Origin of the sequence: Nocardia sp. CA-129566 (genome assembly GCF_050956075.1) — a bacterium.
In the GTDB taxonomy this organism is placed as follows: domain Bacteria; phylum Actinomycetota; class Actinomycetes; order Mycobacteriales; family Mycobacteriaceae; genus Nocardia.
The window spans coordinates 1541517-1555740 of record NZ_CP192085.1 but is presented as its reverse complement, the minus strand read 5'-3'; the positions used below and the strand labels follow the sequence as shown (position 1 = coordinate 1555740).

Sequence of the window (14224 nt, the reverse complement as noted above, 5' to 3'; positions counted from 1 at the left end):
GGGCTAGCCCCCGGTGCGCGCGAGGATGCGCGTGAGTACTCGGCCGAGCGCATCGGCCGCATCGAGCGGCACGGTCGGTGCGCGCCAGGCGATCATCTGATCGGGTCGCACGAGAAGAGCGCCCTGCTCGGGAATTCCGACCTGCCGCAACCAATCCGGCGCATCGATCGCGATCGCCCGCAGGGGTACGAGCAGACGGTCGGCAACCGCACTCGCGGCGCGCAGCCACATCGCACCATCCGGACCGACGAGCAGTGTGAACTGGGATGCCACGAGGTCGAGGGTGGAGACTCGGGCGCCGTCGAGATCCACCCAGGCGTGCGGGAGCCGGGATCCCGCTGCGCCGTCGAGGACGAGTTCGATGTCCTCGGTCGATGGCAGCGCGGGCTGCGGTTCGATTACCGCCGCGGAATCGTATCGATAGCCCATATGGACGACCGGAGCGTTGCTGATGCCGAGTACCGCGCGCTCGGCGGCGGCAGCCGGGCTGGAAGCCCAGTGCAGCCGTGGGGCCTTCAATCGGAGCAGCGCCTGCGCCAAGGTGATCGTCGCGATCGGACGCCGCTCGGCGTCATAGCTGTCGAGCAGCGCCGGACCGGCATGCCCGGCCAGCACCGCGGCCAGCTTCCAGGCCAGATTGTGCGCATCGGCCGCGCCGGTATTCAACCCGAACGCACCGAGCGGGGGCACCGCGTGCGCCGCGTCACCGACCAGGAACACCCGCCCGCTCTGGAACCGTTCGGCGACCGATCCCCGTGCCCGCCAAGGCAATCGGCTGATCACCTGCGGATCGAAATCGGGATCGCCGACCGCGGCGCGGATCAGTTCGACGCACCGGTCGATGGTGAAATCCTCGGCCGATTCGCCGCGCTCAGGATCGTAATCACTATGGAAAACCCACTCTTTCGCGCCATCGATGGTCATCAAGATGCCCGGCGCATTCGAGTTGGTGATATCGCATGCGACGAACTGCCGACCTTGGGTATACGGACGCAGGTCGGCATGGAAGAGGATGTTCATCTTCGGATTGCCGAGCGCCCCAGGGCCATTCGTACCGATGCCGAGCGCCTTGCGTACGCCGCTGTGCACACCGTCGGCGGCCACCAGGTAGTCGGCGCGGATCGGGTGCCCGTCGTCGAGATGTGCGGTGACGCCATCGGCGTCCTGATCGAAGGACAGCAACCGGGTCCCGTAGCGGACGGCGGCACCGTGCTGGGTGGCCGCGGGCAGTAGCACCGAATCGAGCCGATGCTGTGGGCAGGTGCCGCGAATCGCGGCCGGTGTGACCAGGTCGGAGCGCCATCCCGAACGCGTGGGGGCGGCATCGGGCAAACCGGCCAGATCGGCCGCGATCAGGGTTGTCGCGGTGAGTTTGCCGAGATTGCCCATCGACATATCGACGGCGACCGCATCGACCGCGTCCAGCACGTCGGCCTCGCGCAGGAATTCCAGGGTGCGCGGGCCGAGTCCGGTCGCCCGCGGATGCACCGATGGCTCCGGCTGCGCCTCGACCACCAGCGCCTCGACCCCGTGCCTGGCCAGAAATAGGGCCGTGAACAGACCGACCGAGCCGCCTCCGACGATCAATACCTGTGTTCGCACCATGACAACCTTCTTACGGCTACGGTGTACTCATAACGGATACACCGTATCCATACTGCTACGATGTTCGCAAAGAGAGCCAGTCGAGGAGCAGGCAGTGACGAATTCGGCGAAGACCCCCGCGCTGGTCTGGAGCAAGGAGCGACGCACCCCGCGACGGCAGGCTCCAGGCGTGGAGCAGATCGTCCGCACCGCCATCGGCCTGGCCGATAGCGAGGGGCCCGACGCGGTGTCCATGCGTCGCATTGCCACCGAACTCGAATCCGGCACGGCATCGCTGTACCGCTACGTCGCCAGTCGCGACGATCTGCTCGATCTGATGATCGATGCGGTCCGCGGCGAGGTGGCGCCGCCCGCACTCGTCGGCGACTGGCGCACCGATCTGACCGCCGTCGCGCGACACCTGCGCGACACCATGATCCGCCACCCGTGGCTGGCCTCCGAGCTGACCGGGCGCCCCACCCTCGGCACGAATTCCCTTCGCCTGCACGACACTTCACTCGTCGCGGCGACCGAGCTGACGCCGGACATCACGAGCGCGGCCGCCATTGTCGATACCGTGCACGCCTACGTTTTCGGCGCCACCGCCGCTCAACTCGCCGAAGAACAGGCGCAACGTCGCACCGGACTGACCGAGGACCAGTGGCGCGAGACCGTCGCACCCTATATCCGCGAGGTGATCGCGAGCCAGGACTACCCCCACTTCGCCCGCCGCGTGCGCGAAGCCGCCGATCCGGACGCCGACCAGCGCTTCGACTTCGGCCTCGGATGTGTGCTGGACGGGATCGCGGCCCGGATCGACTGATCACCTGCCTGGTGCAGCTGGGCCCGCGCAATGCTGGTCGACCGAGATCGGCGTCGAGCCGGGACCGGTGTGCGGCGCGAGGTCGAATGCCGTCTGCTCGACCACGATCCGACGCTGCTCCACGATGACCCAGCGGTGGCGGCTCTTCGGCGAGAAGACATCTCGCGGTCCGGTTGGAATCGTCGGTTCGCGAGCTGAGCCGGTCAGCGGGCGAGGCTCTGGAAGGCGGTGCGGTAGGCGTGCGGACTGGTGCCGACGACTCGTTTGAAGCGGTCGCGAAAGGCGGTGGGAGAACCGAATCCGACCTGGGTGGCGATGCGATCGACCGGGTGGTTGGTGGCTTCGAGCAGATATTGGGCCTGACGGACGCGGGCTCGGTGCAGCCACTGCAGAGGGGTGGTGCCGGTCTGTTCGCGGAAGCGGCGATTGAGGGTCCGCTGGCTCATACCGGCCTGGGCCGCAACATCTTCCAGCGTGAGGGACTTCGCGGCATTTTCCTCCAGCCACCGCAATAGCGGTTCCATCGACGCACCCTGCGGCGTCGGCGGCTGGTCGTGCACGATGAACTGGGCCTGTCCCCCTTCGCGTTCCAGCGGCATCACCGCGAGGCGGGCGGCATCGGCGGCCACCGCCGAACCGTGATCGCGGCGAATCATGTACAGGCACAGGTCGATTCCGGCGGCGGCGCCCGCGGAGGTCAAGAACTGGCCGTTATCGACGTAGAGCACATCCGGGTCGACATCGATCGCGGGGTAGCGGGCGGCGAACGTCGGGGCGGCCAGCCAGTGTGTGGTGGCGCGCAACCCATCCAGCAGTCCGGTAGCGGCCAAGATGAACGCGCCGACACAGATCGAAGCGATGCGGGTGCCGTTCGCGGCGGCCGCGCGCAGGGCCGCGACGATATCGGCGGGGACCGCCGCGGTGGGATCCGCACAGCCGGGGAGGATGATCGTATCGGCCTCGGCCAATGCCTCGAGTCCCCAGCGGGCGCGGATGGTGAACAGTTCGGTCTCGATGGCAGGTCTGGCCGCGCAGACGCGGACCCGGTAGGCCGGGCGGCCGTCGGGCAGCCGACAGCGGGTGAAGGTTTCGATCGGCGTGGACAGGTCGAAGGGCAGGACCTGGTCCAGCGCGAGGACGGCCACGGTGTGCATGCCGATACCGTAAGTGGTCATCGGATTCCCGCCAAGAGGTCTGACCAGCCTGATTCACCATATTTGCAGTTCAGTCGGCATGGCGAGAATCCGTTGGTATGTGGCAATTCCGCCAGTTCCCGCGCCGCTCCCCGATCACTAGCGTCGGCAGCACCGACAATGAGAAGGAGCTGATTCGGGTGCTCGCCCAGTTCGTACTGTTCGACGGATTCGACCCACTGGATGTCATCGCACCGTTCGAGGTGCTCGATGCCGGACGTCTGGTGACCGACGGCGGGGTGAGCGTCGAATTGGTCTCCGCCGAGGGCGCGCGCCGGGTGCCCAGCGGCATCCCCGCCATTTCGCTCGATGCCGCCGCCCGGCTCGATCCGGACCGCGCGGACCTGATCGTCGTCCCCGGAGCGGTCGGCAGACTGCCCGAGGGACCGAATGACCAACGGGCGGACACCATTCCGATGATCCTTGCCCGCAGCCTCGACACCGAACTGCCCGCACTGCTGCGGGCAGCACTCGAAAGCCCGGGTACGACCGTGGCCACCGTCTGCGGCGGCTCGCTGGTGCTCGCGATGGCGGGTCTGATCAAAGGCCGGTGCGCGACAACACATCTCATCGGAATGGACACCCTCTCCGCGACCGGGGTCAATGCCATCGATGCCCGCGTGGTCGATGATGGCGACCTGATCTCCGGTGCCAGCGTCACCTCCGGCCTCGATCTCGGCCTGTATCTCGTGGAGCGCGAACTGGGCCCGCGCATCGCCAATGCCGTGGAAAAACTGTTCGCGCACGAGCGCCGCGGCACCGTCTGGCGCAATGTGGGCCGCACCCCCACCGTCGCCCTCTGAGCCGCCGCCCGTGACGAAACTTCTACTCTCCCTGCACGTCCTGGCCGCCATTATCGCCATCGGACCGGTGACGGTGGCCGCCAGCATGTTCCCCGCCACCGCTCGCCGGGCATTCACCACCCCGGCCGACCAACACCACCTGGCCACCGCCCGCACCCTGCACCGCATCTGCCGCGTCTATGCCGCCATCGGCCTCGCCGTCCCGGTCTTCGGCCTGGCCACGGCGGCGAGTCTCGGTGTCCTGACCGATATTTGGCTCACCATCTCCATTGCCCTGACCGGGGCCGCCGCCGGAATCCTCGCCCTGGCAATACTGCCCGATCAAACCCGCATCCTCGCCGCGCTTTCCGGCACAACATCCCAACCCGTCCCCAGCACCGCCCAGCTGGCCATGTTCACCGGCATCTTCAATCTCCTCTGGACCGTCGTCACGGTGCTGATGATCGTCCGCCCCGGCTCGACGACGGGGGCGTGAGCCGGGGCGACAATGTCAGGGGACGAGCACGACCTTGCCGGTGACGGTGCCGGATTCGGCGAGTTCCATTGCGCGGGCAGCTTCGGCCAGCGGGATACGAGCGGCCACCTGCGCCCGCAGGATTCCGGCCGCGGCCAGGTCGAATACCGCGGTGAGATCCGCTGCGATCTCGGTGCGGAACCGGGCGCGGTTGCGCTTTCCCGCCCAGATGTTGAAGAAGTGCGCATTGCGCTTGTTGGGCAGCAGATTCCACCAGATCAGGCGGCCCACCAGGGCGAGCACCGGGAGACGCGAGTTGCCGGGATCGTCCTTGGTGGCCGCGGAGCCATAGGAAACCAGCGTGCCGTGCGGCGCGAGCAGGCGGAACGAATCGACTATCCCGCGACCGCCGACATGATCGAAGACCGCGTCGACCCCGCCCGGTGCCAGCGCGCGAACCTGCGCCACCACATCGCCGCGGTAGTCGATGGCCTCGGCCCCCAGTGCGGTAACGGCTTCGGCGTGCCGGGCGGAGGCCGTGCCGAGCACCCGGATTCCGGCCTGGCGCGCGAGCTGGACCAGGGTCGAGCCGACGCCGCCATTGGCACCGTGTACGAGAATCGTTGCACCGCTGCGCACCTTGGCGATGCGATGCAGCATCTGCCATGCGGTGATGCCGTTCACAACGAAGGTTTCGGCCTCGGCGGCATCGAGGCCATCGGGAACCGGGACCAGGTCGGCGGCGTCGAGGACGATATGGCTGGCCCAGCCACCCACCTTGGTCAGTGCGGCGACGCGACGGCCGAGCAGCGCCGAATCGACATTCGCCCCGATCGCGGTCACCGTGCCGACCAAGTCGTAGCCCGGGACGAACGGGAACGGCGGCTGGTCGTAGTACTTCGCGCGCCGCATCTGCTGTTCGGCGAAGGAGATGCCGGTGGCCTCGACGGCCACCATGGCTTGGCCAGCGGCCGGTGCGGACAGTTCGCGGTGGGTGATCTGCAGACCCGACGGTTCGACGGGGCCGGGCATCAGGATCTGGGTCGCCAGGGTGTTCATTTCGGGTGTCCTCTCGGTTGATAACTTCGAGTGAGTGACTGGACAGTCACTCGGTGGTCAAAAAGAGTGCCCCACGAAGGGGGCAACAAGTTTCCTCAGCGCTCGGGATCGGCGTGACGGATACCGGCGCTCAACATTCGCGCCCAATCGCTTTCGAGACCGTCCAATCCGAGCGTGGTGATCAAATGGCAGAGTTGGCCGTAGGCCATGAAGCGCTGCACCGCGTCATCGGCGGCTCCGGATCGCGTCTTCGCGAAGGTCGTCACGCGCTCGAGCCCGCGCCGCACCGCCTCGGCGACCTCCGGGATATCGACCGCCGATTGCGCGTGCACCTGCAGCAGCAACAGGTTTCGGTCGGCGATCAGTTCCGCGTACGCCGCACCCATCTCGTACAGGATCGCGTCGGGAGCCGCGCCGTCGACTCGCGCAGCGCCCGCCGACAGCGCGCGCTCCACCAGTTCGTAGCACCGATCCAGCGCGGCGACGAACAGTGCGACCTTGCCGGGGAACAGCTTGAACACATAGGCGGGCGAGATATTCGCCCGCGCCGCAACGGTATTGATCGGCGTGCCGTGATATCCGGCCTGTGCGAATTCGACGATCGCGGCATCGACCACCGCCTCGCGCCGGATCTCCGAGGTTGAAAGTACGACACCGCGTCTGCTCATGTGAGTGACTATACACTCACTCACCGGCTCGCCGTCAACCCCGGGATTGTCGGACCCGGCCTCTACGGTGTGCCCATGGCGGATACCGAGCGCGCGGTCAGGCACCGGCAGTTGCTCAGTGATCTGCTGCGCGCGGATGCGCGGCCGTCCGAGATCCGTTGGCGGCTGGTGGAACTCGCGCGGATGCGGGCCAGCGTCGCGGAATGTGCCGGGCGGGTGGAGTGCTACTCGCGGATGTTGACCGAGGGGCGGTCCACCGCCGCCGCGCATGCGCAGAGTGTGCTCGCCGAATTGCATACCGAGGGGGCGCTGGCCAGCGCGGATGTCGTAGCGCTGTCGCGGGCGGTGCTCGCGCGACCGGAGAAGAAGCTGGTACGCGCACAGTTGACCTGGTTGGATCGGGCGGTACGGGGTGAGCCGGGGTGTGCTTCGGCGGCCGCGCGGGCGCTGGCGGAAGCCATCGAGACGACCGCGGATATCGGGCTGCGCGAGCGAATGGCGCGGATCATCACCCGGCAGCTCAGAGTGGCCGACGAACAGACACGGGTGGACTTGGCGGACGCCGCGCGGGCTTGGGAGATCGAGGAGCGGTTTCCGCTGCCACCACGGGCTCCGCTCGCTCGATTCAGCGTGGCGAGCACAGTGCTGGAGACGGTGGACCTGTACCGCCGGGTGACCGCGCGACATCACGACGACTGGTCGCAGGATGAGCGTTTCCTCGACGCCGTCATCCGGTTCACCTACCGGGATCGCGACGGGTTGTCGACGGCTCTCGGGCTGCTCGTCGACCACGAAGTGCCTGCGGCGCAACAGGATCCATCGTGGTGGCAGCGACAACAACAGCGTCGGTGGTGCGCTGGGCAGCCGTGGTCGACGCGCACCCTGGCCGCGATCGCGACGGGCGCCGTGCGATATCCACCGCGCGGGCCTACCCGCTCCACGCCACTGACCGACCGCATGGCCGAATGGGGCACCCTGGTGCTGGAAGGTGCTGTGCTGCCGCCGTTCGCACTGGCCACGCCCACCTTCGACCATGGCGGGATCGATGCCGCCGAACTCGTCGGGCGGCTGCGCGAATACGCCGAGTTGGGCCTGCGGCCCGGTCCGGTCGACTTCGCCCAGGCGCTGGTGCGGGTCGCGCCGACATCGCGGCCCGAGGTGTTGTTGATGGCCGATGCACTTCGGTCCCCCGAGGGGGCACGCCTGGCCGCCTGGTTGCGTTGGGATCACTCCGATGCCGAGACCGACGCGTTTCCGAAGTACCTGAGCGCGGCACTGCGCGGCCCGCCTCCGAATGAGCACGGGCACTCCAGCCCGCTGCCCGACCATCAGCTCCCCATCCCGGAGGTCCAGGCGGCGTGGATGTCGTGGGTGGACCGAGATCGGTTGTCGCGCATAGTGAATCTGCCGGGTACGAAGGGATCGCAGGTACATCGGGCGATAGTGGCCGCACTCGTCAGCGAGGATGATCGCGACCGAGCCGCGGGCGTCGACGCGCTTGTCGCGCTGGCAGCCGCCGACGAACTCCGGCCGGAGTTGCTGGCGCGGGCGCTGCCCGAGCGCGCCCCGACCAGGCGACTCGCGAGTTCGCTGCTCGACACCCGACGCGCACTGGGCGCACACCGCACCTGGCCTTTGCTCGCGGCCATCCTGCCCGTGCTGTTCGCGAGCAATCCGACGCCCGGCCTACCCGATGTGGTCGCATCAGCGGCCGACTGCGCCCGTAAATCGGGCGCCCGGGGCGACCTACCCGGACTCGATGCGGTGCTGCGGCGCGGCGGCGCCAGCCGATTGGCCGCAGCGGCCCGCGCACTGTCGGTCGCCCTGTCGAGCAGCTGACCGCGGTTTCGAACGCGGCCCCGAGTCGGGCCTAGGCGTCGTCGGCCCAGCGCTCGACCCACACCTGTAGTGGTCCCAGGGCCGCGACCAGTTCGAGGCCATCGGCGGTGAGGCAGTACCCCTCAGCATCCGTCTCCACGATCGCCACCTCGCGCAGTTCGCGCAGCCGATCGTTCAGCACGCTGGCCGACACCCCGCCGGTCAGACTCTGCAATTCGCGGAAGGTGACACTGGCGCCGTCGCGCAATTCCCACAGCACCCGCAGCGTCCAGCGACGTCCGAGCAGATCCAGCAGCGCCATGATCGGGCGTCCGGTGCGCGATCCTCGCACGGGTTGGCCGACCACCGGAGTCTTGTCTGCTTCGGATTCCGAAGCTACCATCGAGACCGTCCTTGCTCTGTTTTTCGAAGCATGAAGACCCAGTCTAACGAGGTTCGATCGATGACCACCGAATCCACACCCCGCATCGCCCCGCTGTGCCCGCCCTACGCACCCGATACCGACGCACAACTGAAGAAGTGGATGCCACCGGAAGCCGCGATCGAACCGCTGGCGCTGTTCCGCACGCTGGCTCTGCACGACGAACTCTTCGCGCGCATGCGTCCGCTCGGCGCGGGAATTCTCGGCCACGGCCGAGTGCCGCCGCGTGACCGCGAGATCGTCATCCATCGCACCTGCGCCCGGGCGGGCGCCGAGTACGAATGGGGTGTGCACGCGGTGGTTCAAGGTCCGCAGGTCGGCCTGACCACCGCCCAGATCGACGCTGCCGCGGTCGGTCCCGCCGACGATCCGGCGTGGACCGCCGCGGACAGCGTGCTGGTGCGCATGGCCGATGAACTCCACGACACCGGGGATATCTCCGATGATGTCTGGACCCGGCTGGCCGACCGCTACGGCGCGGACCAGATCCTGGAACTGATCATCATCGCGGGCTGGTATCGCTTGCTCAGCACCGTGATCACCAGTGCCCGTATCGAATTCGAACCCTGGGCCCGGCGCTTTCCGGTGCGAAACCCTTAGCTCGGCGACACCGTCAGATCGTAGACCGCGACATTGCCGATGTGGACCGCTTGATAATGCTCGGCCACCCAGTCACCGATGTCCCGGTGGCCGACCGGCCGCCACAGCTCATCGTCGGGCTCCGCCGCCGGGGCATTGCCTTGATTCGGGACCCGCCAGGAATTGGGCAGCTTCACCTCCTGCGCGAGGTAATAGGTGACCTGATGGGTGCGCACCAGTTCCCGGAACTGGTCGAGCGTCGGCACCGGATCGTCGGAGGTGAAGCCGCCGATCGCGATAATCGGTGTGCGACTGGCCAATTCGAGGGTGGCCGCGGTCGAGGAGCGGTCCACGGCGGCCGACCACCGGGTCGTCGTATCGCTGAGCATGCGCACCAATCGCGGCTCCGCGAAATCGCCGCTCATGAACCGGCGCATCTGCTGTTGGGCCTCGTTCTCGGGGCCGGGCTGCTGCTTGCGGGCCGGGCCGACCGTCGGACTGCCGCCGGTATGCGACTGCGGCAGCGTCGTCACGGCATACGCCGTCGACCCGCCGAGACCGGCCAGCACACCCGCGACCACCAGCACCGAGGTCACCCGATCGCGCGCCCGGCGACGCCCGGCCGCCGGAAGCGATGCGATGAGCAGACCGATCGCCGCGAGCACCGAGATCACGAGGATGGTCCAGCGCAGCCAGGGCTGCCAGTCCGAATTCCGCTGTAGGACAACGAATGCCCAGATGCCCGCGGTCAGAATGAGTGCGGCGGAGCCGATTCGGCCGAATGCGCCGTCGCGGCGACGCCACATTTCGTGTACCCCGAGCGCGAACATTCCCGCCACCGCGGGCCCGATCGCCAGGGTGTAGTAGGCGTGCATGCCGCCCTTCATAGTGGAGAAGGCGACGCCATCGATGATCAGCCACAGCCCGAAGGTCAACGCCGCACCACGCACCAGATCGGTGCGCGGCGCCCGCCACCGTGCCGCGAGCACCAATACGAAGGCGAGGATCGCCGCGGGCAGCAGCCAGGAGATCTCATAACCGATTTCGCCGGTGAACAATCGGTCCGGTCCCGAGCCGAAGCCGCCGAAGCCCTGTCCCGGTCCGGCATTGTGCGGCATTTCGTAACCGGGCGGCAGCTCGAAGCGGTTGCCGCCCTTGTGGTTGCGGCCGAGGAAGCGCGCGAAGCCGTTATAGCCGAGCACCAGATCCATGAAGGTGTTGTTCGTCGAGCCGGCCAGATACGGTCGCGAGGACTCCGGCCACAGCATGGTCAGCAGCACGAACCAGCCGGAGGAGACGATCAACGCACCGGCCGCGGCCAGCAGGTGCCACAGCCGGGTCCGCAGTGCGGTGGGCGCGACGATCAGATACGCGATGCCCAAGGCGGGCAGCACCATCAGGCCCTCGAGCATCTTCGCCAGGAAGGCGAACCCCAACGCGACACCAGCCAGCATCAGCCAGCGCACACTCGCCTGCCGCAGCGCGCGGATCGTGCAATACGCACCGGCCGTCATCAGCAGCACCATGACCGCGTCCGGATTGTTGAACCGGAACATCAGCGCCACCACCGGTGTCACCGCGAAGACGGCACCGGCGAGCAGTCCCGCGCCGCGGCTCGCGGTCGCCCGGGTCACCGCCCCGTACATCAGCGCGACCGTCGCGACCGCCATCAGCGCCTGCGGTATGAGCATGCTCGCGCTGCTGAAGCCGAACAGCTGACCGGAAAGTCCCATTACCCACTGCGATACCGGCGGCTTGTCGACCGTGATGAAGTTTTCCGGATCCAGCGAGCCGAACAGCACCGCCTTCCAGTCCCGCGAGCCCGACCAAGCCGCGGCGGCATAGAAGCCATTGCCCATGGCATTGACAGTGATATTCCACAGATAGGCGGCCGCCGTCGCGATCAGCAGGACCACCAGGCCGATGCGCTCCCACCGCCGGATGGGCGGCAGCGCCGTCGGCGAAACGGGCGGGGTCGGGTCGGGTCGGGTCGTGTCGGGCAGGGACGCCGGGGCACTGGTCACTGTCACCTGGGGAGTATCACAGCCCTACCGGTGGACCGCCTTGGCGTTTGCTGTCAGTCCGCTGTGAGCAGGCCCCTAAGCCCTGTGACCATGGGATTCGGGGCGTTCGATGCTGTAACAGGCGGCGATACCGCTCGATCTCACCACCGAAACCGTTGATGGGTGGAGGGTCGAGTGCGTCGTCGTTCGAACAGTGCTGTGGTGTTTGCGATCACCATGGCCGTTGTGCTGTTGGCCGGTCTGGCGGGTGCGGTCGCCGATGCCGCGCCAGCGGAGCTGAAACATTGTGAACTCACCGATGGACGCACGCCGCAAACGGCGACGCCCGAAGAGGTCGGCCTCGACTCGGCCGCGCTGCGCACGGCCATCGGCTTCGCCGCCGATCCGACGCGGCGCAATATCCAGGTGTTCCGCAATAACTGTCTGATCGCGACCGGGCCGAACAACGCACAGACCGGCGGTGTGCCATGGAATCTGTGGAGTGCGACCAAGAGCGTGGTCTCGCTGGTCACCGGCATCGCCGTCGACGAGGGGCGGCTGCGGATCGATGATCCGATCGACGCCTACCTGCCGCCGGGCATCGGTGATGCCGAGCACCGCGCGATCACCGTGCGCAATCTGCTCACCGAATCCTCGGGTCTCGAGGTCTCGGTACTCTCCGAGGGGGTCACGGGGCTGGCACAACTCGATCCGAATGTGGTGGCGCAGGCCATGGCGCGACCGGTCGAGCATCCGCAGGGCACGGTATGGCGCTACAGCCAGCGCGCCGTCGATCTGATCGCCTATGTGGTACAGCGGGCCGTGGGCATGGACTTCCAGGAGTATGCGCAGCGAAAGCTGTTCGACCCGTTGGGCATCCGGAGCACCGACTACTACTGGGGCCGCGACCGCAGCGGAAACACCTACGGCTACGCCCATCTCGTGCTCCCACCCGACGATTTCGTCAAACTCGGTCTGCTGGTCGCCAATCGCGGAAATTGGCATGGCATCCAGGTCATTTCGGCCGACTACCTCGCGCAGGCGAGTCAACCGTCGCAGACCAGCCCGTGTTACGGCTTCCTCTTCGTCGTCAACGGACCCGAATGCGCCGCCGAATTCCCCGGTCTGCCCGCCGATGCCGTCAAGATGTCGGGGATGATGCGCCAGGACAGCTACATTGTGCCGAGCCTCGACCTGGTGGTCAGCTGGACCGGCGTCACCGTTCCAGGCGCTGCGGGGACCTTCCAGAACGACGCGCTGCGCGCCATCAATGCGGCCTTCCGGGAACCGCGGCTACCGGATCCGGGACCCTACGTGCCACAAGAGGGCGTCAGCCTGGACGATCCGATGATCACCAACCCCGACGCGGTCCTCGACGCCTTCGGCATCGGCCCCACCGCCTATTCGGGCTGCGGTCCGCTGCTCTGCCTCGGCAAGGCCCCGGCCGCGCCATTCGCGGATTGGCCGTCCGGCTGCTTCATCCTCGGCTGCGTCGGCCCCGCCCCGACTCCCGGCATCCGCTGAACCCGTTCAGGTGGCCGGAATTTCGCGTTGGAACCAGTCGAGGATCTGCGGCAGCGCGACGCGGGCGGTGGCGGAGTGGTCGATATCGCCGAGGTCGGTGAGGGTGGCGCGGTCGGTGTGCAGCGCTTGCACGCAGTGTTCGGCATTGGCGTAGAGCACATTTCGGTCGCCGGTGGCGGCGTAGAGGTGCACCGGGACGCGTGGGGTCCAGTCGCAGGTACCGTCGCTGGCGGCCACCGCCGATTGCGAGGTTCCGGTCGGATGTTGGGCCTGAGCCAGAAATTTCGGTGTCAGCAGCAGTTCCGGGCGCACGGGTAGGGCGGTGCCGATGGTGATCTCGTTCTGCTGTCCGTCGAAGAGTTGTTCGATGCGGTCGGCGATGGGTTCGGAGAATGCGTCGGCAGGTCGATCGTAGAGGTGGTAGATGCGGTTCATCGAGGTGATCCAGTAGGCCAGGAAGAAGACCGCGATCGCCGGGGGGACGCGTCCCTCGATGGCGCCGGGCGTCTCGACCTGCGCGAGGTCGTAGGGCCCGCTGATCGGCGCGAGCGCGGACAGGCCGAGGCCAGGGGCCTCACCGCCCTGTAGCGCCTTGCCCAGTGCCGTCGCGGCCTGTCCGCCCTGGGAGAAGCCGGTGACGAGAATGTCCGGGTCCAGATCGCGCTGCCGTTCGGCGGCCACGGTGCGGGCGGCGCGCAAGAGGTCGACCGAGGCGCTGACCTCTGAGGGCGCGTGGGTGTAGGGATGGAAGCCCGGACCTTCGCCGAGTCCGAGGTAGTCCGGCGCGACGGCCGCGTAGCCCGCCGCGGCGAACATAATGGTGCGGGCACGTTCTGGGCGGGTCGTGCCATTGACCGAGGGCGCGTCACTCTTCAGCACCAGCGTGCCGTGTTCGTAGGTGACCACCCGCAGTCGCCGGGAATCGGTGCGCGGCAAGGCGATAAGTCCGCTCGCCGTTGTCGCGCCGCCCGCCGGGGTGATAGTGCGATAGACGATGCGGTAGGCGTCGACGCCATTGCGCACCGGCGTACCGATATTCGCATCGGCCAGATACGCCGTGGTCTGCTCGGTCGACAACTGCTCGACCGGGGTGGTGGAGACCACCTCGCCGCGCGGTATCGCCGGAGCGGGTTTGTTATCGGAACCACAGGCGGTCAGCACCGAAACCAGCACTGCCGCGACGAACATTGCGATAACCGAACGCGGCGTGCTTGGCATGAATTCGGCTTCCTCTCCAACGACCACATCGATCGACAGCGGTGCTCAACTCCATC

At 67.6% G+C, this 14224-nt stretch carries 13 protein-coding genes; 6 read left to right on the top strand and 7 right to left on the bottom strand.

What is annotated here, in order from left to right; translation table 11 throughout:
* Positions 1-3: 3 nt before the first annotated feature.
* Complete coding sequence (locus tag ACQP0C_RS07035; protein ID WP_433731694.1) at positions 4-1605, bottom strand: FAD-dependent oxidoreductase; 1602 nt, start codon at positions 1603-1605, stop codon at positions 4-6.
* 94 nt (positions 1606-1699) lie between these two features.
* Here ACQP0C_RS07035 and ACQP0C_RS07030 point away from each other — a divergent pair, with 94 nt between their 5' ends.
* Positions 1700-2407, top strand: a complete 708-nt coding sequence (locus ACQP0C_RS07030) for a TetR/AcrR family transcriptional regulator (RefSeq protein ID WP_433731692.1) — start codon at positions 1700-1702, stop codon at positions 2405-2407.
* 203 nt (positions 2408-2610) lie between these two features.
* Here the strand turns inward: ACQP0C_RS07030 and ACQP0C_RS07025 are convergent, their stop codons facing one another.
* On the bottom strand, positions 2611-3561 hold the full coding sequence (locus ACQP0C_RS07025) for a GlxA family transcriptional regulator (protein ID WP_433734461.1): 951 nt from the start codon (positions 3559-3561) through the stop codon (positions 2611-2613).
* Positions 3562-3740: 179 nt separating this feature from the next.
* Between ACQP0C_RS07025 and ACQP0C_RS07020 the strand changes: the two genes are divergently transcribed.
* Complete coding sequence (locus tag ACQP0C_RS07020) at positions 3741-4403, top strand: DJ-1/PfpI family protein (protein ID WP_433734460.1); 663 nt, start codon at positions 3741-3743, stop codon at positions 4401-4403.
* Positions 4404-4413: 10 nt separating this feature from the next.
* Entirely contained in the window at positions 4414-4878 is a 465-nt protein-coding gene (locus ACQP0C_RS07015; protein ID WP_433731690.1) for a hypothetical protein, read from the top strand.
* Between the two features lie 15 nt (positions 4879-4893).
* Here ACQP0C_RS07015 and ACQP0C_RS07010 read toward each other — a convergent pair whose 3' ends face one another.
* Together ACQP0C_RS07010 and ACQP0C_RS07005 are read right to left on the bottom strand one after the other, a co-directional pair.
* Positions 4894-5916, bottom strand: a complete 1023-nt coding sequence (locus ACQP0C_RS07010; RefSeq protein ID WP_433731688.1) for a medium chain dehydrogenase/reductase family protein — start codon at positions 5914-5916, stop codon at positions 4894-4896.
* A gap of 95 nt (positions 5917-6011) precedes the next feature.
* Positions 6012-6584: a TetR/AcrR family transcriptional regulator gene (locus ACQP0C_RS07005; RefSeq protein WP_433731687.1), complete on the bottom strand. Its 573-nt coding sequence runs from the start codon at positions 6582-6584 to the stop codon at positions 6012-6014.
* Between the two features lie 75 nt (positions 6585-6659).
* Between ACQP0C_RS07005 and ACQP0C_RS07000 the strand changes: the two genes are divergently transcribed.
* Positions 6660-8423, top strand: coding sequence for a hypothetical protein (locus ACQP0C_RS07000; RefSeq protein ID WP_433731685.1), 1764 nt, complete (start codon positions 6660-6662; stop codon positions 8421-8423).
* Between the two features lie 31 nt (positions 8424-8454).
* On the opposite strand, the gene ACQP0C_RS06995 is transcribed toward ACQP0C_RS07000, so the two are convergent.
* Entirely contained in the window at positions 8455-8805 is a 351-nt protein-coding gene (locus ACQP0C_RS06995; protein WP_433731683.1) for a winged helix-turn-helix transcriptional regulator, read from the bottom strand.
* Positions 8806-8865: 60 nt separating this feature from the next.
* Here ACQP0C_RS06995 and ACQP0C_RS06990 point away from each other — a divergent pair, with 60 nt between their 5' ends.
* Entirely contained in the window at positions 8866-9444 is a 579-nt protein-coding gene (locus ACQP0C_RS06990; RefSeq protein ID WP_433731681.1) for a carboxymuconolactone decarboxylase family protein, read from the top strand.
* Here ACQP0C_RS06990 and ACQP0C_RS06985 read toward each other — a convergent pair.
* Positions 9441-11453 (bottom strand): ArnT family glycosyltransferase, encoded by a 2013-nt coding sequence (locus tag ACQP0C_RS06985; protein ID WP_433731679.1) that lies wholly within the window; start codon positions 11451-11453, stop codon positions 9441-9443. The two genes, ACQP0C_RS06990 and ACQP0C_RS06985, sit on opposite strands and share 4 nt — an antisense overlap.
* A 195-nt stretch (positions 11454-11648) precedes the next feature.
* Here ACQP0C_RS06985 and ACQP0C_RS06980 point away from each other — a divergent pair, with 195 nt between their 5' ends.
* Entirely contained in the window at positions 11649-12950 is a 1302-nt protein-coding gene (locus ACQP0C_RS06980; protein WP_433731677.1) for a serine hydrolase domain-containing protein, read from the top strand.
* Between the two features lie 6 nt (positions 12951-12956).
* Here ACQP0C_RS06980 and ACQP0C_RS06975 read toward each other — a convergent pair whose 3' ends face one another.
* Entirely contained in the window at positions 12957-14168 is a 1212-nt protein-coding gene (locus ACQP0C_RS06975) for a hypothetical protein (RefSeq protein WP_433731675.1), read from the bottom strand.
* Positions 14169-14224: the final 56 nt, after the last annotated feature.

Bases quoted from the DNA above. Each gene is read 5' to 3' on its own strand.
- ACQP0C_RS07035 (WP_433731694.1), bottom strand. From the start codon at position 1,605: ATGGTGCGAACACAGGTATTGATCGTCGGAGGCGGCTCGGTCGGTCTG.
- ACQP0C_RS07025 (WP_433734461.1), bottom strand. From the start codon at position 3,561: ATGCACACCGTGGCCGTCCTCGCGCTGGACCAGGTCCTGCCCTTCGAC.
- ACQP0C_RS07010 (WP_433731688.1), bottom strand. From the start codon at position 5,916: ATGAACACCCTGGCGACCCAGATCCTGATGCCCGGCCCCGTCGAACCG.
- ACQP0C_RS07005 (WP_433731687.1), bottom strand. From the start codon at position 6,584: ATGAGCAGACGCGGTGTCGTACTTTCAACCTCGGAGATCCGGCGCGAG.
- ACQP0C_RS07000 (WP_433731685.1), top strand. From the start codon at position 6,660: ATGGCGGATACCGAGCGCGCGGTCAGGCACCGGCAGTTGCTCAGTGAT.
- ACQP0C_RS06995 (WP_433731683.1), bottom strand. From the start codon at position 8,805: ATGGTAGCTTCGGAATCCGAAGCAGACAAGACTCCGGTGGTCGGCCAA.
- ACQP0C_RS06990 (WP_433731681.1), top strand. From the start codon at position 8,866: ATGACCACCGAATCCACACCCCGCATCGCCCCGCTGTGCCCGCCCTAC.
- ACQP0C_RS06975 (WP_433731675.1), bottom strand. From the start codon at position 14,168: ATGCCAAGCACGCCGCGTTCGGTTATCGCAATGTTCGTCGCGGCAGTG.